The sequence below is a fragment of the Streptomyces sp. NPDC027189 genome (genome assembly GCF_055566975.1).
Genome location: NZ_JBVHRI010000003.1, coordinates 527,440 through 548,370, shown reverse-complemented (window position 1 = coordinate 548,370; position 20,931 = coordinate 527,440). Strand labels below are relative to the sequence as shown.

The following is a 20,931-nucleotide window of genomic DNA, read 5'->3' as shown; positions in this document are numbered from 1 at the left end:
GGCCACCGCCCGAAACATCCAGAAGCATCGACGCAGAAGATCCTGACACCGGGGTAATCCGTGAAAAAGCTCTCCGCACGACGACGCCATCCGCTGGCGGCGGTCGTCGTCCTACTCCTCGCGCTGGCGGCCACCGGGGGGCTGTACGCCGCGTTCGCACCCGCGAGCAAGGCGCAGGCCGATGAAACCGCCCAGTCCCTCGCCATCGACGAGGGCAAGAAGCTCTACGCCGTCGGCTGCGCCAGCTGCCACGGCACCGGCGGTCAGGGCACCACCGACGGGCCGAGCCTCGTGGGCGTCGGCGCCGCAGCGGTCGACTTCCAGGTCGGAACCGGCCGTATGCCGGCTCAGCAGCCGGGCGCGCAGATCCCGAAGAAGAAGGTCATCTACTCGCAGGCCGAGATCGACCAGCTCGCGGCGTACATCGCCTCGCTCGGCGCCGGTCCCTCGATCCCGACGAAGAGCCAGGTCAGCCCTGAGGGCGCGGACGTCGCCAAGGGTGGCGAACTCTTCCGCACCAACTGCGCGCAGTGCCACAACTTCACCGGCAAGGGCGGTGCGTTGACGCACGGCAAGTTCGCGCCGAGCCTGGAGGGTGTCGACCCGAAGCACATCTACGAGGCCATGCAGACCGGCCCGCAGAACATGCCGTCCTTCCCCGACACCACGCTGTCGGAGAAGAACAAGCAGGACATCATCGCGTACCTCGACGCGGTCAACGGTGACGACACCGAGAGCCCCGGCGGTCTCGAACTGGGCGGCCTCGGGCCGGTCAGTGAAGGCCTGTTCGGCTGGATCTTCGGCCTCGGCACTCTGATCGCCGTCGCCGTCTGGGTCGCCGCTCGGACCGCAAAGGCCAAGAAGTCATGAGTAGCCAAGACATTCCAGAAGAGAACGTGCCCGCTGAGCGGGCCACCGACGAGCACGGTCACGCGGTAGCCGTCGCGGACGAGACGAACCCGTTCGCGGACCCCGGGCTGCCGCCCCACGAGCACCGTGTCCAGGACATCGACGAGCGGGCCGCCAAGCGGTCCGAGCGCGCGGTCGCCATGCTGTTCACGCTGTCGATGCTGGCCACCGTCGCCTTCATCGCCTCGTACGTGGCGATCCCGAACGACAGGTCGATCTACGTCTTCCCGATCGGGCACATCAGCGCGCTGAACTTCGCGCTGGGGCTGACCCTCGGTGTGGCGCTGTTCTCGATCGGCGCGGGCGCGGTCCACTGGGCCCGCACCCTGATGTCCGACATGGAGATCGCCGACGAGCGTCACCCGATCGAGGCGGAGCCCGAGGTCAAGGCCAAGGTTCTGGCCGACTTCAAGCAGGGCGCCAAGGAGTCCGCGCTCGGCCGCCGCAAGCTGATCCGCAACACGATGTTCGGCGCGCTGGCCCTGTTCCCGCTCTCCGGCGTCATGCTGCTGCGCGACCTCGGCCCGCTGCCCGGCACGAAGCTGCGCCACACGCTGTGGTCCAAGGGCAAGCTCCTCGTCAACATGAACACGAACGAACCGCTGCGTCCCTCGGACGTCGCCGTCGGTTCGCTCACCTTCGCCAAGCCCGAGGGCCTGGAGGAGCACGACGAGGACTTCCAGAAGGAGATCGCCAAGTCGGCCCTGATGATCATCCGGCTGCAGCCGGACAACATCAAGGACAAGCAGGAACTCGAGTGGTCCTACCAGGGCATCGTGGCCTACTCGAAGATCTGCACCCACGTCGGCTGCCCGATCTCCCTGTACGAGCAGCAGACGCACCACGCCCTGTGCCCGTGTCACCAGTCCACCTTCGACCTCTCCGACGGTGCCCGAGTCATCTTCGGCCCGGCCGGTCACGCTCTGCCGCAGCTGCGCATCGGCGTGAACGATGAGGGTTACCTCGAGGCGCTCAGCGACTTCGAAGTGCCCGTCGGTCCTGCATTCTGGGAGCGCGGATGAGCACTGCGACCACCTCCGACTCGCGCTCGCGCGAGAAGGCACCCGCCGGTGAGCGGGTAGCCGACTGGGCCGATGGCCGACTGGGGATCTACTCCCTGGCCAAGGCCAACATGCGCAAGATCTTCCCCGACCACTGGTCGTTCATGTTGGGTGAGGTCTGCCTCTACAGCTTCATCATCATCATCCTCACGGGTGTGTACCTGACGCTGTTCTTCCACCCGTCGATGAACGAGGTGGAGTACCACGGCAGCTACGTCCCGCTGCAGGGCCAGCTGATGTCCGAGGCGTTCAACTCGACCATGCACATCTCCTTCGATGTGCGCGGTGGTCTGCTGATCCGGCAGATCCACCACTGGGCGGCGCTGATCTTCCTCGCCGGCATGTTCGTGCACATGATGCGTGTGTTCTTCACGGGTGCTTTCCGCAAGCCGCGTGAGGTCAACTGGGTGTTCGGCTTCCTGCTGTTCGTCCTGGGCATGTTCACCGGCTTCACCGGTTACTCGCTCCCGGACGACCTGCTCTCCGGTACCGGTGTCCGCTTCATGGAGGGCGCGATCCTGTCCGTGCCGATCGTGGGCACGTACCTGTCGTTCTTCCTCTTCGGCGGCGAGTTCCCGGGCGGCGACTTCGTGGCCCGCTTCTACTCGGTCCACGTACTGCTGCTGCCGGGCATCATGCTCGGCCTGGTGGTCGGCCACCTGATCCTGGTCTTCTACCACAAGCACACGCAGTTCGCGGGCCCCGGAAAGACGAACAACAACGTCGTCGGCATGCCACTGCTGCCGGTCTACATGGCCAAGGCCGGAGGCTTCTTCTTCCTGGTCTTCGGTGTCATCGCGGCCATCTCGGCGATCGCCTCGATCAACCCGATCTGGTCCATGGGCCCCTACCGTCCGGACCAGGTGTCCACGGGCGCCCAGCCCGACTGGTACATGGGCTTCTCCGAGGGCCTGATCCGTGTCATGCCGGGCTGGGAGATCAACATCTGGGGGCACACGCTCGTCCTGGGTGTGTTCATCCCGCTGGTGATCTTCCCGCTGGTCCTGGTCGCGATCGCGGTCTACCCGTTCATCGAGTCCTGGGTCACCGGCGACAAGCGCGAGCACCACATCCTGGACCGCCCGCGCAACGTCCCGACCCGGACCGCGTTCGGCGCCGCCTGGATCAGCTGGTACTTCGTGCTGCTCGTCGGTGGTGGCAACGACATCTGGGCCACGCACTTCCACCTGTCGATCAACTCGATCACCTGGTTCGTCCGGATCGCGTTCTTCGTCGTGCCGGTGCTGGTGTTCATCGCCACCAAGCGGATCTGCCTCGGCCTCCAGCGCCGCGACCGGGACAAGGTGCTGCACGGCCGCGAGTCGGGCATCATCAAGCGCCTGCCGCACGGTGAGTTCATCGAGGTGCACGAGCCGCTCAGCCAGGACGCGCTGCACACCCTCACCGCGCACGAGCAGTACATGCCGGCCGAGATCGGCCCGACGGTCGACGAGAACGGTGTCGAGCGCAAGGTGCCGGGCACGCAGCGGCTGCGCGCCAAGCTCAGCAAGGGCTACTACGGGGAGAGCAACCAGATCCCCAAGCCCACGGTCGAGGAGTACAAGGAGATCACGAGCGGCCACGGCCACCACTGATCTGCTGACCGATCCTTATTGATCGCCACGGCAAGAGCCCCCGTCCATTGCCTGGACGGGGGCTCTTTGCCGTCCTCCGGGCTGGATAGGGTGTTCCCATCTACAGGAGTCCCTTTCCGGGACGGACCCAGGAGCGGCTTATGAGCGCTGTGAACCCCGCTGGAGGCGACATCGCGGCGGGCCGTTCCTGGCCCGTGGTCCTGAACGGCCTCCTCGACGGACGTGACCAGAGCGCGGACGACACCGCCTGGGCGATGGACCGCATCCTGCGCGGCGAGGCGACCGACGCGCAGATCGCCGGGTTCGTGGTGGCGCTGCGGGCCAAGGGCGAGACCGTCGAGGAGATCACCGGACTCGTCCGGACGATGTACGAGCACGCCAATGTGATCGAGGTGCCGGGGCCGACCGTCGACATCGTCGGTACGGGCGGCGACGGCGCGAAGACCGTCAACATCTCCACCATGTCGGCGATCGTCGTCGCCGGGACCGGCGCCAAGGTCGTCAAGCACGGCAACCGGGCCGCGTCCTCGGCATCCGGCTCCTCGGACGTCCTGGAGAAGCTCGGCGTCAACCTCGAGCTGTCCCTGAAGCGGGTCGTCGAGGTGGCCGAGGAGGCCGGTATCACCTTCTGCTTCGCGGTGAAGTTCCATCCGGCGCTGCGTCACGTGGCAGCGGCGCGCGGGCAGTTGGGGATCCGGACGACGTTCAATGTCCTCGGTCCGCTGACGAACCCCGCGCGGGTGAGGGCGCAGGCGGTGGGTGTCGCGGATCCGCGCATGGCGCCGATCGTGGCGGGTGTCTTCGCCGAGCGCGGCAACTCCTCGCTGGTCTTCCGCGGCGACGACGGCCTCGACGAGCTGACGACCACATCGACCTCCCGGGTGTGGGTCGTGCGCGACGGCAAGGTGACCGAGGAGCGCTTCGACCCGCGCGACGTCGGCATCGACCTCGTCCCGGTGGAGGCCCTGCGCGGCGCCGACGCGTCGTACAACGCGGACGTCGCCCGTCGCCTGCTGAACGGCGAGACCGGGCCCGTACGGGACGCGGTACTGCTCAATGCGGCCGCGGCCCTGGTGGCCCTGTCGCCGGGCGAGGGACCGCTCCCGGACCAGCTCCGTGCCGGGATGGAGAAGGCGGCGCACGCCATCGACTCGGGCGCCGCGAAGAGGACCCTCGACCGGTGGGTGGCGGCCAGCAACGCCTGAGCCGTACGGCTCGCGGGCCGTACGTGCTGTGACGCAGGGCGCAGTCCGGATTCTGGACTGCGCCTTGCGCGTCGAAGATCTTCTGGCAAGATGCTGTACCAGGTCATGAGCGACAGTCATGAGGCCCCGGCCGACTGTCCGGCAACCCTCCGTCCGTGGCGGGGTGCCCCGGGTGAAGACCAGGCCGTAGGCAGCGAGGTCTACGGCAAGCGCGGACCCCTCGCCCTCTTTTGAGTGGATACAGCCCAGGGGTCCTGGTCGTTCGAGGGAGCCTTCTGTGAGCAAGCGAATGCGATAGGGCGTAGAGCCCCGCCTCCGCACACCCCTTTCACCCTTTTCCCGCGCTGAGCCGTACCCCCGTGTACCCGCTCGCGTGGTGATTCCACCTGCCTCTCACAGGAGCTCGCCATGTCTGTCTCCACCACTGCCGCCGACCAGGCCGTTTGTACCCCGCTGCCCGTTCTGGGCCGGGATGTCACCGTCCCGCTCGTCACCGGTGGCGAGGTCACCTACGCCGCCCTCGACTACGCCGCCAGCGCGCCGGCCCTGCAGCGGGTGTGGGACGACGTCGCCGCGTACGCCCCGTACTACGGCAGCGTCCACCGCGGCGCCGGCTACCTCTCGCAGCTGTCCACCGACCTCTTCGAGAACGCCCGCAGGACCGTCGCGGACTTCCTCGACTGCCGGGACGGCGACCAGGTCGTCTTCACCCGCTCCACCACCGACTCGCTCAACCTGCTCGCCGCCACTCTTCCGGCCGACTGCCAGGTCTTCGTCTTCGAGACCGAGCACCACGCCTCGCTGCTGCCCTGGCGGGACGCCCGGGTGACGTACCTGAACGCTCCGCGCACGCCCGGCGAGGCCGTCGCGACCCTGGAGCGCGCGCTCGCGGACAGGGATCCGTACGGTCCGGCGCTGGTCTGTGTCACGGGCGCGTCCAACGTCACCGGCGAGCTGTGGCCGGTGCGTGAGCTCGCCGCGGCCGCCCACGCGCACGGCGCGCGCATCGTCCTCGACGCCGCGCAGCTGGCCCCGCACCACCCGGTGTCCGTCCGTGACCTCGACGTCGACTGGGTCGCCTTCTCCGGTCACAAGCTGTACGCGCCCTTCGGGTCCGGCGTCCTGGCCGGCCGCTCCGACTGGCTGCGCGAGGCCGAGCCGTACCTGGCCGGCGGCGGTGCCAGCCGCAAGGTCACCCGGCGCGAGGACGGGGGAGTGGACGTGGAGTGGCACGAGAGTGCCGCCCGTCATGAGGCAGGGTCTCCGAACGTCATCGGCGCCTACTCGATCGCCTCGGCCTGCAAGGCGCTGACCGAGGCCGGGTTCGACACGCTGGTCGCCCGTGAGCGGCGCCTGATCGACACGGTCCGCGCGGGGCTCGCCGAGGTGCCCGAGGTGCGTGTCCTCTCCCTCTTCGGCGACGACGCCCCGCGCGTCGGCGTGATCTCCTTCGTCGTCGAGGGGTGGAACAGCTCGCACTTCGCCGCCGCGCTCTCCGCCGAGTACGGCATCGGCGTGCGCGACGGTCTCTTCTGCGCCCACCCGCTGGTGCGCACGCTCCTCGGCAGCGATCCCCAGGCTCAGGGCGAGTGCGGTGCGCCCGAGGCCGCGCCCGGCGAGAAGTCCCTCAATGCGATCCGGGTCAGCTTCGGGGCGGGGACGCCCGACGAGCACGTGGAGCGCTTCGTGCGCGCCGTGAGGGAACTGGTGCGGGACGGTGCGCAGTGGCAGTACCGCACGGAGGACGGCCGCTGCGTCCCGGCCGTCTGAGGGTTTTCGCCCCCGCCGCCCCTGCCCGTCGTCCCGTCCCTGGGGCTCCGCCGCAGACCCCGTTCGCGCAGTTGCCCGCGTCCCTTTTCAGGGCCGCGGGCAACTGCGCGATCTAGCCGTCCAGGCCGATGGCGAAGGCCGCTTCCAGGTCGTGCTGCGAGTACGTACGGAACGCCACGTGTGTGTCCGTCGCCTCGACGCCCGGGATCTTGCTGATGCGGCCGGGGATGACGTCCGCCAGGTCTTCGTGCTCCTTCACCCGGACCATCGCGATCAAGTCGTACGTACCGGTGACGGAGAAGACCTCGCTGACGCTGTCCAGCGCGGCGATCGACTCGGCGATCTCGGGGATCCGGTCCACGCTGGTCTTGATGAGGACGATCGCGGTGATCACAGCTGGTTCTCTCCCTCGGGGGCCGTCGCTGGGGCCTTCACTCTAGTCGTACGCCCAAACCTCACCCACGCGTAGACGAACCCCAGCGAGAAGCCCACCAGATGGGCCAGATAGGCCACCCCGGGGCCCGATGTGTCGCGGCCGGCCGCGAGCCACTGCAGGGTCACCCAGAACGGCAGCACCACCCAGGCGGGAAAGCGCAGCGGCAGGAAGAAGAGAAACGGGAAGAGACTGGTCACCCGGGCCTTGGGGAACAGGTACAGGAACGCGCCAAGGATCGCGGAGATGGCCCCGGAGGCGCCGACCAGGGACTGCGGCGACTCGGCGTTGGCGGCCGCGTAGCCGAGCAGCGCGAGATAGCCGCAGCCGATGTAGAAGAGGGCGAACTGCACGTGGCCCATGCGTTCCTCGGCCATCGCCCCGAAGACGTAGAAGAAGAGCATGTTGCCCAGGAGGTGGAGCCAGCTGCCGTGGATGAACAGGGCGGTGGCCGGGGTGAGCGCCGCGCGGGGCGCGCCGTCGAAGAGTTCGGTGGGCACCACGCCCCAGCGCCGGAAGTAGGCCCGCTGGGCGACCAGCAGTTCGTCCCCGGTTCCGTACGTCGGATTGAGGCCCGCCGCCGGGCCGATCACGAAGATCAGGCAGCACAGGGCGATCAGGCCGTAGGTCACCGGCGCCGAGTGGCCTCGAATCGCTCTGCCGACCGTCGTACTCCAGTTGCTGATCATGGTGCAGAGCATGGCGTAACGGGTGCCATGCAGACAGATCGCCTCGCCGCCGTGGACGGCCGAGCGTCGGGCACCCGCCAGGCCGTAGGGTTACGAGCCACACGCACCAGGGAGACTGGCGCTGGACGGACACTAGAAGGAAAGCGACTGCCACATGACGGTTCCCCTGCCGGACGCCAAGACTCGCTGGCGCTGCACGCTCTGCGGCAACCTCACGCGTTTTGACGTGACCCGCTCGTCGAAGGTCGTCGAGTATGTGCACCTCGACCTGGCCGGTGAGCCGAAGGTCGAGGAGCGCGAGGTGGTCAGTGAGACCATCGAGTCGGTCCGCTGCCGCTGGTGCAACGCGGTGGATCAGGTGGAACTCGTGGACAGGCCGGGCGCCGGCTCCTGAGGGAGCGGGCCCCGCACAGGTATTGGGGTGACGGATGGTGGAGACCACAGGCGGGGAGCCGGACGACGGCACCGCCGAGGTGCTCGATCGTCCGCTGCCCGATGGTGTGCGGAGAAGAGTCGTACAGATTGTTTCCGACGGGTTCGGCGGGTTGACCATTGCTGAACTTCCTGCCCAATTGCGGCAATACGCCCGGTTCGCTCCCAATCGCCGGGCCAAGTTCGCCGGTAACGCCATGGCCGCGGCCCTGGAGACCGACCCGCTGTTCAGGCAGCGCATCGGCGAGAAGCTGAGAGAGGCTCAGCCGGAGCTCACCGGCGCCCTCGACTCGGGCGCGCCGCCCCCGGCCGCGGATCCGCTGGACGTGGCGGCCGCGGCCTATGTGCTGCGTCCAGCGGGCTGGGTGAAGCTGGTGACCGCGGCGGGCGAGGAGGCCCTGCGGGCGGACGCGGAGCGGGCCGGCGAGGAGAGCCGGGCCGAGCTGGAGCGGCTGCGCGAGGAGCTCGCGGAGGCCCGCGGCCAGACGAAGGCCGAGACCGAACGGCTGCGTACGGAGCTGGAGACGGCGAAGAAGGAAGCCGAATCGCTTCACCGCAAACTGCGCGGCGCCCTCAGTGACGTCAAGCGCGGCGAGGCGGCGCTGCGCAAGCTCCAGGCCGAGATGGACGCCGTACGGGCGGAGGGGCAGATCCAGGTGTCCGCCGCCGAGAGCGAGACCCGGCGGCTCAAGGCGCGGCTGGGAGAGGCCGAGGCGGCCCTGGAGGCGACCCGGCGGGCGGCGCGCGAGGGGCGCAGCGTCGAGGACATGCGGGTGCGGCTGCTGCTCGACACCGTACTGGAGGCCACTCAGGGGCTGCGGCGTGAACTCGCCCTGCCGCCCGTGTCGGTGCGGCCCGCGGAGACCGTCGATGCGGTCGAACCGGGACGGATGACACCAAAAGACATCGCCGCCCGTGCCCTGTCCGAAAACGATCCGGCGATCCTCGACCAACTGCTCGCGCTGCCGCAGGCCCATCTGGTGGTCGACGGCTACAACGTCACCAAGACCGGCTATCCGCAGATGCCGCTGGAGAAGCAGCGCCTGAGGCTGCTCGGGCAGCTCTCGCAGCTCGCCGCGCAGACCGGCGCCGAGGTGACATGCGTCTTCGACGGGGCAGAGCTGGCCGCTCCCGTGCTCCTCGCGCCACCGCGCGGGGTGCGGGTGCTGTTCTCCAAGCCCGGCGTCACCGCCGACGAGTTGATCCGTCAGCTGGTCCGGGCCGAGCCGCCGGGGCGGCCGGTCATCGTGGTCTCCACCGACCGTGAGGTGGCCGACGGGATCGCCAAGGCGGGTGCGCGGCCGGTCGCCTCGGCGGTGCTTCTCAAGCGCTTTTCGCGCGGTTGACGATCTGGGGCGTACGCCTCATAGGCAACGTAAGTCCCATGCGTAACCTCCGGGTGTGATGTCCGAATTGGCGAAACCTTCACGCAACGTAGTGTCAAGCGCGCATTACTGCATGTGAGTTGTCGGCAAAGAATGCGCTCGGTGACCGAGATTTTTCCTATGAGGATTTGAACTGATCACAGGAGGGTCACTAGGGTCAGGCCTCGAACCTCCGCTCGGGTGATCATTCATTGGGAGTGACGGCGGAGGGGCACCGCCCGTCGGCGCATTCGGCAGGCGGCTGGAGGAAGAAGGAGCTCGCCTTCGTGGCGTCCCACCGTCGACCCAAGCAGCCGAGCCGCACCCGTGTGACCGTGCTCACCACCGCCGCCGCCGCTGCCGTGGCCCTCAGCGCAAACGCCGCCAACGCCGCGCCGAGCGAGAAGCCGAGCAAGGACGAGGTCAAGGCCAAGGTCGACAAGCTCTACGAGGAGGCCGAGAAGGCCACCGAGAAGCTCGACGGAGCCAAGGAGAAGCAGGCGAAGCTCCAGAAGGAGATCAGCGCCCTCCAGGACAACGTCGCCCGCGGTCAGGAAGAGCTCAACACCCTGCGCGACGGCCTCGGTTCGATGGCCAGCGCCCAGTACCGCACCGGAGGCATCGACCCCTCCTTGGCCCTCTTCCTCTCCTCCGACCCGGACACCTACCTCGACAAGGCGTCCACGATGGACCAGCTGAGCGCTCAGCAGGTCGAGTCGCTCAAGAAGGTCCAGGAGAAGCAGCGTTCGCTCGCCCAGCAGCGCAAGGAAGCCTCCGACAAGCTCAAGGACCTCGCCGACACCCGGGCGGAGCTGGCCAAGAAGAAGAAGGAAGTCCAGGCCAAGCTCGGCTCGGCCCAGAAGCTCCTCAACACCCTGACGGCCAAGGAGAAGGCGGCGCTCGCAGCCGCCGAGCAGGAGCGCGCCACCCGGGCCAGCGAGCGCGTCGACCTCGGCAACAGCAAGGGCTCTGGGCGCGCAGGGGCGGCGTTCTCCGCCGCGCAGAGCAAGATCGGCTCGCCGTACGTCTACGGCGCCTCCGGCCCCAGCTCCTTCGACTGCTCGGGCCTCACCTCGTGGGCATACGCCCAGGCCGGTGTCTCCATACCGCGTACCTCGGAGGCGCAGGCCAACGCCGGTACACGCATCTACTCGCAGAGCGCTCTGCAGGTCGGCGACCTGGTCATCTTCTACGGCGACATGCACCACGTCGGCCTCTACGCGGGCAACGGCCAGGTGCTGCACGCCCCGCACACCGGCGCGGTCGTCCGCTACGAGTCGATCGGCAACATGCCCTTCCAGTTCGGCGTCCGGATCTGACGCACGCCCGCTGAGCGGACCCTCACCGCACCGCCCAAACGGGCGAATTGCGGCAGCTCCCGCTGACCCCACGCCCCGTCGGTGACCTGCGTTTCCGGCGGGGCGTCACGCTGTGCGCCTCCAGGCGGCTTTGGCCGGTGCGTAGTCGCACGGCTACTGTCTGGCGCGTTTCCCCCAATTCCGGGGGACCGTCAGCGGAAGGGAGAGCGGCTACTCGTGGGGTCCCATCGCCGCCTTGCACCGTCCGGTTTCGACCGGGGCGCTGGCGCCGCCGGATTCGCCGTCTGCGTGATGTCCGCCGCGGCAGCGGCACTCGGCGCCCTGCCGGCCGCCGCAGCACCGCAGGACGACGCCCGGGCCGAGGTGGACCGCCTGTACGCACAGGCGGAGAAGGCCACCGAGGCGTACAACAAGGCCGACGAGCGTGCCGACTCGCTACGCAAGGAAGTCGGCACGGCGCAGGACGAGGTCGCCCGGCAGCAGGAGCGCATCAACACCATGCGGGACGTGCTGGGCTCGCTCGCCGGGGCCCAGTACCGGGCCGGCGGCCTCGATCCCTCCCTCACGCTGCTGTTCGCCGACGACCCGGCCGACTACCTCGACAGGGCCGCCGCCCTGGACCGGATCACCGCGCATCAGGCCGGTGAACTCAAGGACCTCCAGCTCGCCATGCGCGACCTCGCCCAGAAACGCCGGGAGGCCACCGGCAAACTCGCCGAGCTGGAGCGCAGCCGCAAGGCCGTCGCCCAGAACAAGCGGACCGTCGAGCGGAAACTGGCCAAGGCCCGGCAGCTGCTCAACTCGCTGCCGGACTCCGTGCGCGCCGCCTACGACCGGGCGTCGCGTTCCGCACGCGTCGACATGCCCGACCTCGGGGGCGCGGTCCCGTCCTCGGCCCGTGCGGCCGCCGCCGTCGCCGCGGCCCGCTCGGTGGTCGGCCGGCCGTACGTGTGGGGTGCCAACGGGCCCGGCGGCTTCGACTGTTCGGGCCTCATGCAGTGGTCGTACGCGCAGGCCGGAGTCGGTCTGCCGCGCACCTCGCAGGCCCAGCGGTACGCCGGACACCAGGTACCGCTCTCCCAGGCGCAGCCCGGCGACCTGATCACCTACCGCTCGGACGCGAGCCACATCGCGATGTACATGGGCAACGGCCAGGTGATCCACGCGCCCTACCCGGGCGCCCCGGTGCGCTACGACCCGGTGGGCATGATGCCGATCTCGTCCGTGACGCGGGTCTGACCCCCGGGGCGCAGCCGCCGTACGATCGGGAACGTGGCTGGTCGAAGACGTGCGTCGCGAGCGTGGCTCTCCCTGGTGCTGCTGCTCGCCGTGCTCGTCGGCTGCGGTGGCCGGGCGTCGTCGGACACCGTGACGGCCGAGGTGCAGCGGGTGCTCGAAAAGCGGGCGGCGGCGCTCCTCGACCGGGACGAGTCGGCGTACCGGGCCACCGGGCAACCGGCCGGCACCGACGCCGAGTTCGGGAATCTGCGCGATCTCCCGCTGGCGTCCTGGTCGTACCACCTCACCTCCCTGCACCGCTCGGGCGACCGGGCCACGGCCGACGCGGAGCTGCGCTACCGCATCAAGGGCTACGACACCGCGCCCGTCACCGCGGCCCGCGCCCTGCGCCTGACCCGCAGCGCGGGGACCTGGTACGTCGCCTCCGACGAGCCCGCCGAGAAGGCCAGCGAGCAGCTGTGGGAACAAGGGGCCGTCAAAGTCGCACGGGGTGAGCACAGCCTCGTCCTGGGGGTCGGGCAGACCGGCGAGCGCCTGCGCGCGTACGCGGATCTCGCGGACCACGCCGTGCCCGCCGTGTCGGAGGCGTGGGGCACGGACTGGTCGGGGCATGTCGTCGTGGTCGTACCGAAGTCGCTGGACGGGATGGCGGGGCTGCTCGGGGCTCCGGCGTCCGGCTACCGCGGGATCGCGGCGGTCACCACCGGTGAGGCGGGCGGCTCGGCACGGGCGCCCGCGGACCGGATCATCGTCAACCCCGACGCGTACGGCGTTCTCGGCGACTACGGCAAACAGGTCGTGCTCACCCACGAGACCACGCATGTCGCCACCCGCGCCCAGACCACGGCCGCCACCCCTCTGTGGCTCTCCGAGGGCTACGCGGACTGGGTCGGCTACCGCGGCGGCGGGCGGACGGCCGCGCAGGTCGCGCCGGAGCTGGAGCGCGCCGTCGTGGAGGGGCATGTCCCGGCCGCGCTGCCGGACGACAAGGACTTCGGCTTCACCGGGGACGCGGCGCGGCTGGCCCAGGCGTACGAGGGCGGCTGGATGGCCTGTCGGCTGATCGCCGACCGCTGGGGCGAGGTCCGGCTGAACGACTTCTACCGGGCGGTGGGCGACCACCAGAAGCGGGCCGGGGCGGTCGAGGGCGCGCTGCGGGGCGTGCTGCACACGACGCCGGAGAAGTTCACCGCGCAGTGGCAGGACTACCTCAGGGCTCAACTCGGCTGATTCTCGGGTGCAGGGGGCAAACCGGCTGATTCTGCGGTGCAGGGGTCAACGGGGCAGACTCTGCGGTGCAGGGCCCAACTCGGCTCATTCTGTGGGTCTGGGGTCAACTCCGCTGATCGAGCCGGGCGATCGCTTCCGCGAGCCACGTCCGCTCCGCCTCGCCCGTCGCCCGCGCGACCCGCAGCATGCCCTGCCGGAAGAGGTCGTCCGTCTCCTCCGCCCGTACGGGTTTGCCGTCCCGGTAGAAGAAGCTCGCGGGTGTCTCCAGGAACTCCTGGCGGCGGCGCAGCACCGCGGCCTGCTCCCGGGGGTCGGGGAGATGGCGCAGGAACGCCAGCAGCGTGTTGAAGCGCACGTGGTCGGTGATCTCGGCCTGCTTGGGGTGCCGCAGCCGCTCCAGGAGCTCCTCGCGGCCCTTGTCGGTGAGCGACAGGATGCGGCGCGGGGCCGCGCCGCTGCCCGGCTCGGTGTGCTGGTCCAGCTTGCCCGCGGCGACCAGGCGGGTGATCGCGGGGTAGAGCGCGCCGTCGCTGACCGGGCGGACGTGGCCGCTGAGGGCCTTGATGCGTTCCTTCAACTCGTAGCCGTGCAGAGGCTCTTCGAAGAGGAAACCGAGGATCGACAGCTCCAGCATGCGGTTGCTCCGTGGTGGTTGCGGGTCTCTTGACGGCATGGTACCTCTTATCGAGCTATCTCGAATCGAGGTAGCTCGTATCGAGGCAGTCCGTATCGAGGCAGTCATGAAACTCGTGCCGAGGGAGTCATGCGTGAACGCCCACCGAAAGCAGCTCATATCTCTCGCCCACCCCGTCTACTTCTCCCTGCTCGCCTCCGTCGCCGCCGGGATCATCAACACCGTCTGGGTCTCCCGGCTCGGCGGAGCCGCCGTGGCCGCCGTCGCCGTCGCGACCAACACCGAGAACGTGCTCCTCGGCGTCGCCCTGGTCTTCGCCTCCGGGACAACCGTCCTGGTCTCGCACGCCAGGGGCGCACGGGATCCCGGGGCGGTCCGGGCGGCCGTCCGTGGCGGATGGGCGCTGTGCGCGGCGGTCACGCCGGTGGTCGCGGTGGGCGGGTATCTGCTGCGGGAGCCGCTGGCCCGGCTCGTGCTGGGCGGCGACGGGCGCGCCCTGTCGCTCGCCGTCGCCTATTTCGCGATCTCCCTGCCGGGCATCGCCGTCTTCTTCGCGCAGAATCTCGTCGACGGGATCCTGAAGGGCACCGGTGACACCCGCACACCGATGCGCCTCGCCCTGCTGGCCAACGGTCTGATCCTCGGGCTCGACCCGCTGCTCATCCACGCGTACGGCGTCGAGGGCGCCGCGGCCTCCACGGTGCTCTGCCGCTGTGTGGCCCTGGCCGTGGGTCTGCGCGCGCTGCGCGGGAACGCGCTGCTGCGGGAGGCGGCGGCCGTACCGCCCTCGGAGGCCACCGGCGGGGCGCTGCGCCGGACCCTCACGACCGGGCTGCCGATGTCCGCGGACTTCACCGTGCGGCAGGGCGGGGCGCTGGTCCTGGTCGCGATCGTGGCCCGGCTCGGGGTGACGGCCGTGGCCGCGTACTCCATCGCGTACAAGGTCATGTACGTCGCGACCATGGCGTTCTACTCGGTACGGCAGGCCGCCTCGATCCACACCGCGCACACGCGGGGCGCCGGCGGGGACGAGCGGGGCGCCATCGGGCGACAGGCCGTGCTCGTCTCAGGTACGGCCGGCGCGCTCGCCGCCGCACTGCTCGGTCTCCTCGCCCCTTGGATCATGCGCGCCTTCGGCGCCGGACCCGGGGTCGCGCACGAGGGCGTGCTGTTCCTGCGCTGCGTCGGGCCCTACCTGCTGCTGATGGCCTGCTTCATCGCGCTCGGCGGGGTCTTCGAGGGCAGCGGAGGAGCGCCGCTGCTGCTACGGGTGACCGTGGTCGGTACGGCGGTCCAACTCCCGCTCGCCGCTGCCCTGTCGGGGCTCGGGCTGCCCGGGATCTGCCTCGCGCTGGCGCTGTCCATGACGGTGCAGTGCGCCGCGCTCCTCGTGTGGGCCCGTCGTCACGAGGACGTCAGGCGCTCCTTCGTCCGGGTGGCCTGAGAGGGGAGTGCCGCGGCCGGTTCGGAGATCGTGCCCCGCCACAGCTCCAGGGCGGCGAGCAGCGTGGCGATCACCAGCAGGCCGTTGCGCGCGAAGAGGAGGGTGACGCCGAGGGAGTCGCTGGACACGACGTGCGAGAACCAGATCGGGAACTCCAGGACGGTCGCGAAGCACGCGGCCAGCACCAGAACGACGGGCAGGGTCATCCGGCTGCCGCGGAAGCACAGGCAGACCGCCGCGAGCCCGACCAGCCAGACCATGTACTGCGGGCTGATGACCCGGCTGGTGGTCGTGAACATCAGCACGCCGACGAACGCGCAGTCGGCGAGTGTGTGCGGCAGGAACCGCTTGGCGCACAGCCGCCACAGCAGCAGCCAGCCAAGGGCGACCGCGGTGAGCACCAGGGCCGCCGTGCTCACCACGTCGACGTACGGGCCGAGGAACTCCACGGAGCCGTAATTGAGCAGCACCTGGCCGTTCCAGCCGTGCTGCCGGGCCACGTGGAAGACGAGGGAGCCGAGCGACTCCACCTCGGTGCCGCGGTTGCGCTGGAAGGTCAGGAAGGCGAAGGCGCCGGGCATCGCCATGGCGAACAGCGCCGCGATCCCCCCGGCGGTCACCGCCGCCGCGGCCCACGCGCGGCGCCGGACGGCCCCGACGAGCAACAGCACCGGCCACACCTTCAGCATCGCGCCGAAGCCCACCAGCGCACCCATCACCCGCGGACGGCGGGCCCCCGCGAGAAGCGCCGCGACCGCTACGGCCGTCACCATCACGTCGTAGCGGGCGTACACGGTCGGCCCGAGCAGCGGTACGCCGATCACCCACACCCAGGCGCCGCGCATTGTCTTGCCGGAACGCAGGCCCGCGTACTGGAGCAGCCCGAACACCACGAAGTCGGCGAGGAAGGCCAGCAGGTAGAAGGCCTGCGCGTAGTCGAGGAAGGGCAGCAGGGCGGGGGAGAGGATCGGCAGCGCGGCGGCCGGCGGGTACTGCCAGGTGACGTCGTCGAGCGGGAAGGTGCCGTGCCGCAGGACCTCGTACCAGCCCTGGTAGATCACGGAGACATCGCTCGTGACGTCCGGGCCGGGGAAGACGTAGGCCTTGTACACGAAGAGCAGCAGCATCAGCCTGGTCAGGCCCCAGGTTGCCACGAGTGCGAGCAGTCCGAACGGGAACCGCGCCCCCCTTGCGCCCGTCATGCCCACCTGGCCCTTGTCCGTCCCGAACTCATGTGCTTCGCTGCCGTGTTTCTGCGGAGCCATGATGGCGCGCCGCCCTGTGCGCGAGCCGTCAAGCGCGGCCGTGCGGACCTGTGAGTATAGGTTCGATAGTGTCGAACACGATGCACAAGACCCTGATCGTGACGAACGACTTCCCGCCCCGCCCCGGCGGCATCCAGGCGTTCCTGCACAACATGGCGCTGCGCCTGGATCCCGAGCAGCTCGTCGTCTACGCCTCCACGTGGAAGCGTGGCCGTGAGGGCGTCGAGGCGACCGCCGCCTTCGACGCCGAGCAGCCCTTCACCGTCGTACGGGACCGCACGACGATGCTGCTGCCGACCCCGGGCGCCACCCGGCGTGCCGTGGGGCTGCTGCGTGAACACGGCTGTACGTCGGTGTGGTTCGGGGCGGCGGCACCGCTCGGCCTCATGGCGCCGGCGCTGCGCCGGGCGGGCGCGCGACGGCTCGTGGCGACCACGCACGGCCATGAGGCCGGCTGGGCGCAACTGCCGGCCGCGCGCGGGCTGCTGCGGCGCATCGGCGATTCCACGGACACGATCACCCACCTCGGGGAGTACACGCGCTCGCGGATCGCCTCCGCGCTGACCCCCGAGGCCGCGTCCCGCATGGTCCAACTGCCGCCCGGCGTCGACGAGAAGACCTTCCACCCCGGCTCCGGCGGCGACAAGATCCGCGCCCGCCTCGGCCTGACGGACCGCCCGGTGGTGGTCTGTGTCTCCCGCCTGGTCCCGCGCAAGGGCCAGGACACCTTGATCCTCGCCATGCCGCGCATCCTGGCGAAGGAGCCGGACGCGGTGCTGCTGATCGTCGGCGGCGGGCCGTACGAGAAGGAGCTGCGCAAGCTCGCGTACGACACCGGGGTCGCTCAGTCCGTCCGCTTCACCGGCGCGGTGCCCTGGTCGGAGCTGCCCGCGCACTACGGCGCCGGAGACGTCTTCGCCATGCCCTGCCGGACGCGCCGGGGCGGTCTCGACGTGGAGGGGCTCGGCATCGTGTATTTGGAGGCGTCCGCCACCGGGCTGCCCGTGGTCGCCGGCGATTCGGGCGGCGCGCCGGACGCCGTCCTCGACGGTGAGAGCGGCTGGGTCGTACGCGGCGGGTCGCCCGACGAGTCGGCCGACCGCATCATCACCCTCCTCGGCGACTCCGAGCTGCGCCGCCGGATGGGGGAGCGGGGGCGGGCCTGGGTCGAGGAGAAGTGGCGCTGGGACCTGCTGGCTGAGCGGTTGCGGGAGCTGCTGTAGCGGCTGGTGGGGCGCGGCTTCCCGGCTTCCGGCGGGTTGTCATCGGCTGATGGCGCAGTTCCCCGCGCCCCGTCAGGGGCGCGGGGAACTGCGCGAGCAACCACCCACGGCCGGTCAGCCGAACTGAAACCCGCGCTCCTGCGGCGGGAGGTCGGCTGCTGGGGCATCAGCCCCGATAAATCGCCTCGATCTCGTCGGCGTAGTCCTTGGCCACCACATTGCGCTTGAGCTTCAGCGACGGCGTGAGGTGCCCCGACTCCTCGGTGAACTGGGAGGCGAGGATGCGGAACTTGCGCACCGACTCCGCCTTGGACACCGCCGCGTTGCCGTCGTCGATCGCGTCCTGGATCGCGGCGACCAGATCCGCGTCCTCGCGCAGCGACGCCGCGGTCGAGCCGGCCGGCTTCCCGTGCTCCTCGGCCCAGCGGCCCAGGAACTCATCGTCGACGGTGACCAGCGCGCCGACGAACGGGCGCCCGTCGCCGACCACCATGCACTCCGCGACCAGCGCGTGCGCGCGGATGCGGTCCTCGATCACGGCCGGGGCGACGTTCTTGCCGCCCGCGGTGACGATGATCTCCTTCTTGCGGCCGGTGATGCGGAGGTAGCCGTCCTCGTCGAGGGTGCCGATGTCACCGGTGTGGAACCAGCCGTCGGCGAGGGCCTCGGCGGTCGCGGCCTCGTTGTTCCAGTACCCCCGGAACAGGTGCTCGCCGTGCAGCAGCACCTCGCCGTCGTCCGCGATGCGGATCACGGAACCGGGCAGCGGCTGGCCGACCGTGCCGATCTTCGTACGGTCCCAGGGGTTGAAGGCGGTGGCCGCGCAGGACTCCGTCAGGCCGTAGCCCTCCAGAACCGTGAAGCCGATGCCGCGGAAGAAGTGGCCGAGTCGCTCGCCGAGCGGGGCGCCGCCGGAGATCGCGTACTCGCCGCGACCGCCCAGCACCGCGCGCAGTTTGCTGTAGACGAGCTTGTCGAAGGTCTTGTACTTGATCTTCAGACCGAGCGACGGGCCGGAAGGGGTGTCCAGGGCGCGGCTGTACGCGATCGCCGTGTCCGCCGCCTTGTCGAAGATCTTGCCCTTGCCGTCCGCCTGCGCCTTGGCGCGCGCCGAGTTGTAGACCTTCTCGAAGACGCGCGGCACACCGAGGATCAGCGTCGGCCGGAACGCGGCCAGCTCGTCGGTGAGGTTCTTGATGTCCGGGACACAGCCCAGCTTGATCGGCGCCATCATCGGCGCGACCTGCACAAGCCGCCCGAAGACGTGCGCGAGCGGCAGGAAGAGCAGGACGGAGCACTCGCCCGTGCGGAAGAGCGGGCGCAGCCGCTCCACGATGTTGCCGCACTCCGCGAAGAAGGCGCGGTGGGTGAGGACGCAGCCCTTGGGACGGCCGGTCGTGCCGCTCGTGTAGACGATGGTCGCCGGGTCGTCGGCCTTGGCGAGCGAACTGCGCTCCTCGACCGTGGCGTCGCTGACGTCCTTGCCGAGGCGTCCCAGCTCCTCCACGCCGCCGGCCTCGATCTGCCAGACGTGCTTGAGGGCGGGCAGCCGGTCGCGCACCGACTCCACCGAGGCCGTGTGCGTGTCCAGCTCGACGATGCAGGCGGTCGCGCCCGAGTCGCCGAGGATCCACTGCACCTGCTCGGGGGAGCTGGTCTCGTACACCGGCACGGTGATCGCGCCCGCGCTCCAGATCGCGAAGTCGAGCAGCGTCCACTCGTAGCGGGTACGGGACATCAGGCCGACCCGGTCGCCCGGCTGGACGCCGGAGGCGATCAGGCCCTTGGCGGCGTCCCGCACCTCCGCGAGGAAGGCGGTGGCGGTGACATCCGTCCAAGTGCCGCCCACCTTGCGGGCGATGACGGCTACGTCGGGATGCTGCGCGGCGTTTCTGCGGACGATGTCGGTCAGATTGCCGTCCGCAGGGACCTCGTACAAAGCCGGAAGGCTGAACTCGCGCAAGACTGCTGCTCCTCATAGGGCGCCGGCGCCACGACTCTGTGTGATGCGACGGTGCGGTCCAAGGCTCGGGCAGGTACTCAAGAGATCACTTGTTGAAATCCTGAGTACGACTGGACTGCCCGGACGTTACCCACCGGTACGGCTGTTTCGATAGGGGGTCCCGGCGAGATGTTCCCTGCGTCACACAGGTTGGCGTTCCTTTGCGCACAGTAGTCCACCCCCTTACTGACTAGCCAGTAACCGCAGGTCCGACCGCCTCTATTCACGTTTGCCCCACAGGCCTACGCTTGATCGCCATGGCACCCACACCGGTCGGTAACCCGAGGACGCGCATTCATGTGGTCAGTGACGTGCACGGCAACGCCCGGGACCTGGCCAGAGCCGGCGACGGCGCGGACGCCCTGATCTGCCTCGGCGACCTGGTCCTCTTCCTGGACTACGCCGACCACTCGCGCGGCATCTTCCCGGACCTGTTCGGCGAGGAGAACGCGGACCGCATCGTCGAACTGCGCACCGCCCGCCGCTTCGCGGAAGCGCGCGAGTTCGGAGCCCAGCTCTGGTCCGGCATCGGCGCGGACCGGGCCGCGGCCATCGAGAAGGCGGTACGCAAGCAGTACGCCGAGATGTTCGCCGCGTTCCCGACACCGACGTACGCGACTTACGGCAATGTCGACATGCCGACCCTGTGGCAGGAGTACGCCGGCCCCGGCATCACCGTGCTGGACGGCGAGCGCGTGGAGATCGGCGGCTGGGTCTTCGGCTTCGTGGGCGGCGGTCTCAGGACCCCGATGCGGACGCCGTACGAGATCGGCGACGAGGAGTACGCGGCCAAGATCGAGGCGGTCGGCGAGGTCGACGTGCTGTGCACGCACATCCCGCCGGAGGTGCCGGAGCTGGTGTACGACACGGTGGCGCGCCGCTTCGAGCGCGGTTCCCGGGCACTGCTGGACGCGATCCGGCGCACGCGCCCCCGCTACTCGCTCTTCGGCCATGTCCACCAGCCGCTGGCGCGGAGGATGCGGATCGGGGCGACAGAGTGTGTGAACGTGGGGCACTTCGCGGGGTCGGGAAGACCCTGGGCGCTTGAGTGGTGACGGCGCCGACCCGCGTAGGGCCGGACGCGGTGACGGCACCCCGTTCCGTGCGCGGTAGCCTT

At 69.9% G+C, this 20,931-nt stretch carries 18 protein-coding genes and 1 riboswitch; of the genes, 13 read left to right on the top strand and 5 right to left on the bottom strand.

Translation table 11 applies throughout. The features are described 5' to 3' along the window. Positions 1 to 60: 60 nt before the first annotated feature. From qcrC to ACZ4RZ_RS10325, 5 genes are all read left to right on the top strand, one after another. Positions 61 to 870: a cytochrome bc1 complex diheme cytochrome c subunit gene (qcrC, locus tag ACZ4RZ_RS10345; protein WP_467743546.1), complete on the top strand. Its 810-nt coding sequence runs from the start codon at positions 61 to 63 to the stop codon at positions 868 to 870. After that, positions 867 to 1,931, top strand: a complete 1,065-nt coding sequence (gene qcrA, locus ACZ4RZ_RS10340) for a cytochrome bc1 complex Rieske iron-sulfur subunit (RefSeq protein ID WP_467743545.1) — start codon at positions 867 to 869, stop codon at positions 1,929 to 1,931. The genes qcrC and qcrA overlap by 4 nt, the downstream gene beginning before the upstream one ends. Continuing rightward, a complete protein-coding gene (gene qcrB / locus ACZ4RZ_RS10335; protein ID WP_467743544.1) occupies positions 1,928 to 3,565 on the top strand; it encodes a cytochrome bc1 complex cytochrome b subunit in 1,638 nt (545 codons plus the stop codon). The genes qcrA and qcrB overlap by 4 nt, the downstream gene beginning before the upstream one ends. A gap of 140 nt (positions 3,566 to 3,705) precedes the next feature. After that, positions 3,706 to 4,770 carry an anthranilate phosphoribosyltransferase gene (gene trpD, locus ACZ4RZ_RS10330; protein WP_467743543.1) on the top strand — a complete coding sequence of 355 codons (1,065 nt, stop codon included), beginning with the start codon at positions 3,706 to 3,708 and terminating at the stop codon, positions 4,768 to 4,770. 101 nt (positions 4,771 to 4,871) lie between these two features. Next, positions 4,872 to 4,988: riboswitch (SAM riboswitch) on the top strand. Between the two features lie 190 nt (positions 4,989 to 5,178). Continuing rightward, a complete protein-coding gene (locus ACZ4RZ_RS10325) occupies positions 5,179 to 6,540 on the top strand; it encodes an aminotransferase class V-fold PLP-dependent enzyme (protein ID WP_467743542.1) in 1,362 nt (453 codons plus the stop codon). A gap of 112 nt (positions 6,541 to 6,652) precedes the next feature. Here the strand turns inward: ACZ4RZ_RS10325 and ACZ4RZ_RS10320 are convergent, their stop codons facing one another. Next, positions 6,653 to 6,934: an Lrp/AsnC family transcriptional regulator gene (locus ACZ4RZ_RS10320; RefSeq protein ID WP_189190445.1), complete on the bottom strand. Its 282-nt coding sequence runs from the start codon at positions 6,932 to 6,934 to the stop codon at positions 6,653 to 6,655. After that, complete coding sequence (locus tag ACZ4RZ_RS10315; RefSeq protein WP_467743541.1) at positions 6,931 to 7,662, bottom strand: rhomboid family intramembrane serine protease; 732 nt, start codon at positions 7,660 to 7,662, stop codon at positions 6,931 to 6,933. The genes ACZ4RZ_RS10320 and ACZ4RZ_RS10315 overlap by 4 nt, the downstream gene beginning before the upstream one ends. Before the next feature lie 154 nt (positions 7,663 to 7,816). Here ACZ4RZ_RS10315 and ACZ4RZ_RS10310 point away from each other — a divergent pair, with 154 nt between their 5' ends. From ACZ4RZ_RS10310 to ACZ4RZ_RS10290, 5 genes are all read left to right on the top strand, one after another. Further along, on the top strand, positions 7,817 to 8,056 hold the full coding sequence (locus ACZ4RZ_RS10310; RefSeq protein WP_037624014.1) for a hypothetical protein: 240 nt from the start codon (positions 7,817 to 7,819) through the stop codon (positions 8,054 to 8,056). A gap of 34 nt (positions 8,057 to 8,090) precedes the next feature. Beyond that, positions 8,091 to 9,440, top strand: coding sequence for an NYN domain-containing protein (locus ACZ4RZ_RS10305; RefSeq protein ID WP_467743540.1), 1,350 nt, complete (start codon positions 8,091 to 8,093; stop codon positions 9,438 to 9,440). 305 nt (positions 9,441 to 9,745) lie between these two features. After that, on the top strand, positions 9,746 to 10,777 hold the full coding sequence (locus tag ACZ4RZ_RS10300) for a C40 family peptidase (protein WP_467743539.1): 1,032 nt from the start codon (positions 9,746 to 9,748) through the stop codon (positions 10,775 to 10,777). Positions 10,778 to 10,993: 216 nt separating this feature from the next. Beyond that, positions 10,994 to 12,016, top strand: a complete 1,023-nt coding sequence (locus tag ACZ4RZ_RS10295) for a C40 family peptidase (protein WP_467743538.1) — start codon at positions 10,994 to 10,996, stop codon at positions 12,014 to 12,016. Between the two features lie 33 nt (positions 12,017 to 12,049). Further along, the gene (locus tag ACZ4RZ_RS10290; protein ID WP_467743537.1) at positions 12,050 to 13,246 is read left to right on the top strand and encodes a hypothetical protein; all 1,197 of its coding nucleotides are present in this window, start codon (positions 12,050 to 12,052) and stop codon (positions 13,244 to 13,246) included. A gap of 103 nt (positions 13,247 to 13,349) precedes the next feature. Here the strand turns inward: ACZ4RZ_RS10290 and ACZ4RZ_RS10285 are convergent, their stop codons facing one another. Then, positions 13,350 to 13,880 carry a PadR family transcriptional regulator gene (locus ACZ4RZ_RS10285; protein ID WP_467743536.1) on the bottom strand — a complete coding sequence of 177 codons (531 nt, stop codon included), beginning with the start codon at positions 13,878 to 13,880 and terminating at the stop codon, positions 13,350 to 13,352. A gap of 106 nt (positions 13,881 to 13,986) precedes the next feature. Between ACZ4RZ_RS10285 and ACZ4RZ_RS10280 the strand changes: the two genes are divergently transcribed. Next, positions 13,987 to 15,324, top strand: a complete 1,338-nt coding sequence (locus ACZ4RZ_RS10280; protein WP_467743535.1) for an MATE family efflux transporter — start codon at positions 13,987 to 13,989, stop codon at positions 15,322 to 15,324. Here ACZ4RZ_RS10280 and ACZ4RZ_RS10275 read toward each other — a convergent pair. Next, the gene (locus ACZ4RZ_RS10275) at positions 15,285 to 16,526 is read right to left on the bottom strand and encodes a glycosyltransferase 87 family protein (protein WP_467743680.1); all 1,242 of its coding nucleotides are present in this window, start codon (positions 16,524 to 16,526) and stop codon (positions 15,285 to 15,287) included. The two genes, ACZ4RZ_RS10280 and ACZ4RZ_RS10275, sit on opposite strands and share 40 nt — an antisense overlap. Positions 16,527 to 16,669: 143 nt before the next feature. On the opposite strand from ACZ4RZ_RS10275, the gene ACZ4RZ_RS10270 reads away from it, so the two are divergent. Then, the gene (locus ACZ4RZ_RS10270) at positions 16,670 to 17,812 is read left to right on the top strand and encodes a glycosyltransferase family 4 protein (RefSeq protein ID WP_467743534.1); all 1,143 of its coding nucleotides are present in this window, start codon (positions 16,670 to 16,672) and stop codon (positions 17,810 to 17,812) included. A gap of 166 nt (positions 17,813 to 17,978) precedes the next feature. Here the strand turns inward: ACZ4RZ_RS10270 and ACZ4RZ_RS10265 are convergent, their stop codons facing one another. Further along, the gene (locus tag ACZ4RZ_RS10265) at positions 17,979 to 19,775 is read right to left on the bottom strand and encodes an AMP-dependent synthetase/ligase (RefSeq protein ID WP_467743533.1); all 1,797 of its coding nucleotides are present in this window, start codon (positions 19,773 to 19,775) and stop codon (positions 17,979 to 17,981) included. 296 nt (positions 19,776 to 20,071) lie between these two features. On the opposite strand from ACZ4RZ_RS10265, the gene ACZ4RZ_RS10260 reads away from it, so the two are divergent. Continuing rightward, positions 20,072 to 20,869, top strand: a complete 798-nt coding sequence (locus tag ACZ4RZ_RS10260; RefSeq protein WP_467743532.1) for a metallophosphoesterase family protein — start codon at positions 20,072 to 20,074, stop codon at positions 20,867 to 20,869. The last annotated feature ends 62 nt before the right edge of the window (positions 20,870 to 20,931 follow it).

Bases quoted from the DNA above. Each gene is read 5' to 3' on its own strand.
- trpD (WP_467743543.1), top strand. From the start codon at position 3,706: ATGAGCGCTGTGAACCCCGCTGGAGGCGACATCGCGGCGGGCCGTTCC.
- qcrA (WP_467743545.1), top strand. From the start codon at position 867: ATGAGTAGCCAAGACATTCCAGAAGAGAACGTGCCCGCTGAGCGGGCC.
- ACZ4RZ_RS10275 (WP_467743680.1), bottom strand. From the start codon at position 16,526: ATGACGGGCGCAAGGGGGGCGCGGTTCCCGTTCGGACTGCTCGCACTC.
- ACZ4RZ_RS10325 (WP_467743542.1), top strand. From the start codon at position 5,179: ATGTCTGTCTCCACCACTGCCGCCGACCAGGCCGTTTGTACCCCGCTG.
- qcrB (WP_467743544.1), top strand. From the start codon at position 1,928: ATGAGCACTGCGACCACCTCCGACTCGCGCTCGCGCGAGAAGGCACCC.
- ACZ4RZ_RS10285 (WP_467743536.1), bottom strand. From the start codon at position 13,880: ATGCTGGAGCTGTCGATCCTCGGTTTCCTCTTCGAAGAGCCTCTGCAC.
- ACZ4RZ_RS10270 (WP_467743534.1), top strand. From the start codon at position 16,670: ATGCACAAGACCCTGATCGTGACGAACGACTTCCCGCCCCGCCCCGGC.
- ACZ4RZ_RS10305 (WP_467743540.1), top strand. From the start codon at position 8,091: ATGGTGGAGACCACAGGCGGGGAGCCGGACGACGGCACCGCCGAGGTG.
- ACZ4RZ_RS10280 (WP_467743535.1), top strand. From the start codon at position 13,987: ATGAAACTCGTGCCGAGGGAGTCATGCGTGAACGCCCACCGAAAGCAG.
- ACZ4RZ_RS10315 (WP_467743541.1), bottom strand. From the start codon at position 7,662: ATGATCAGCAACTGGAGTACGACGGTCGGCAGAGCGATTCGAGGCCAC.
- ACZ4RZ_RS10310 (WP_037624014.1), top strand. From the start codon at position 7,817: ATGACGGTTCCCCTGCCGGACGCCAAGACTCGCTGGCGCTGCACGCTC.
- ACZ4RZ_RS10260 (WP_467743532.1), top strand. From the start codon at position 20,072: ATGGCACCCACACCGGTCGGTAACCCGAGGACGCGCATTCATGTGGTC.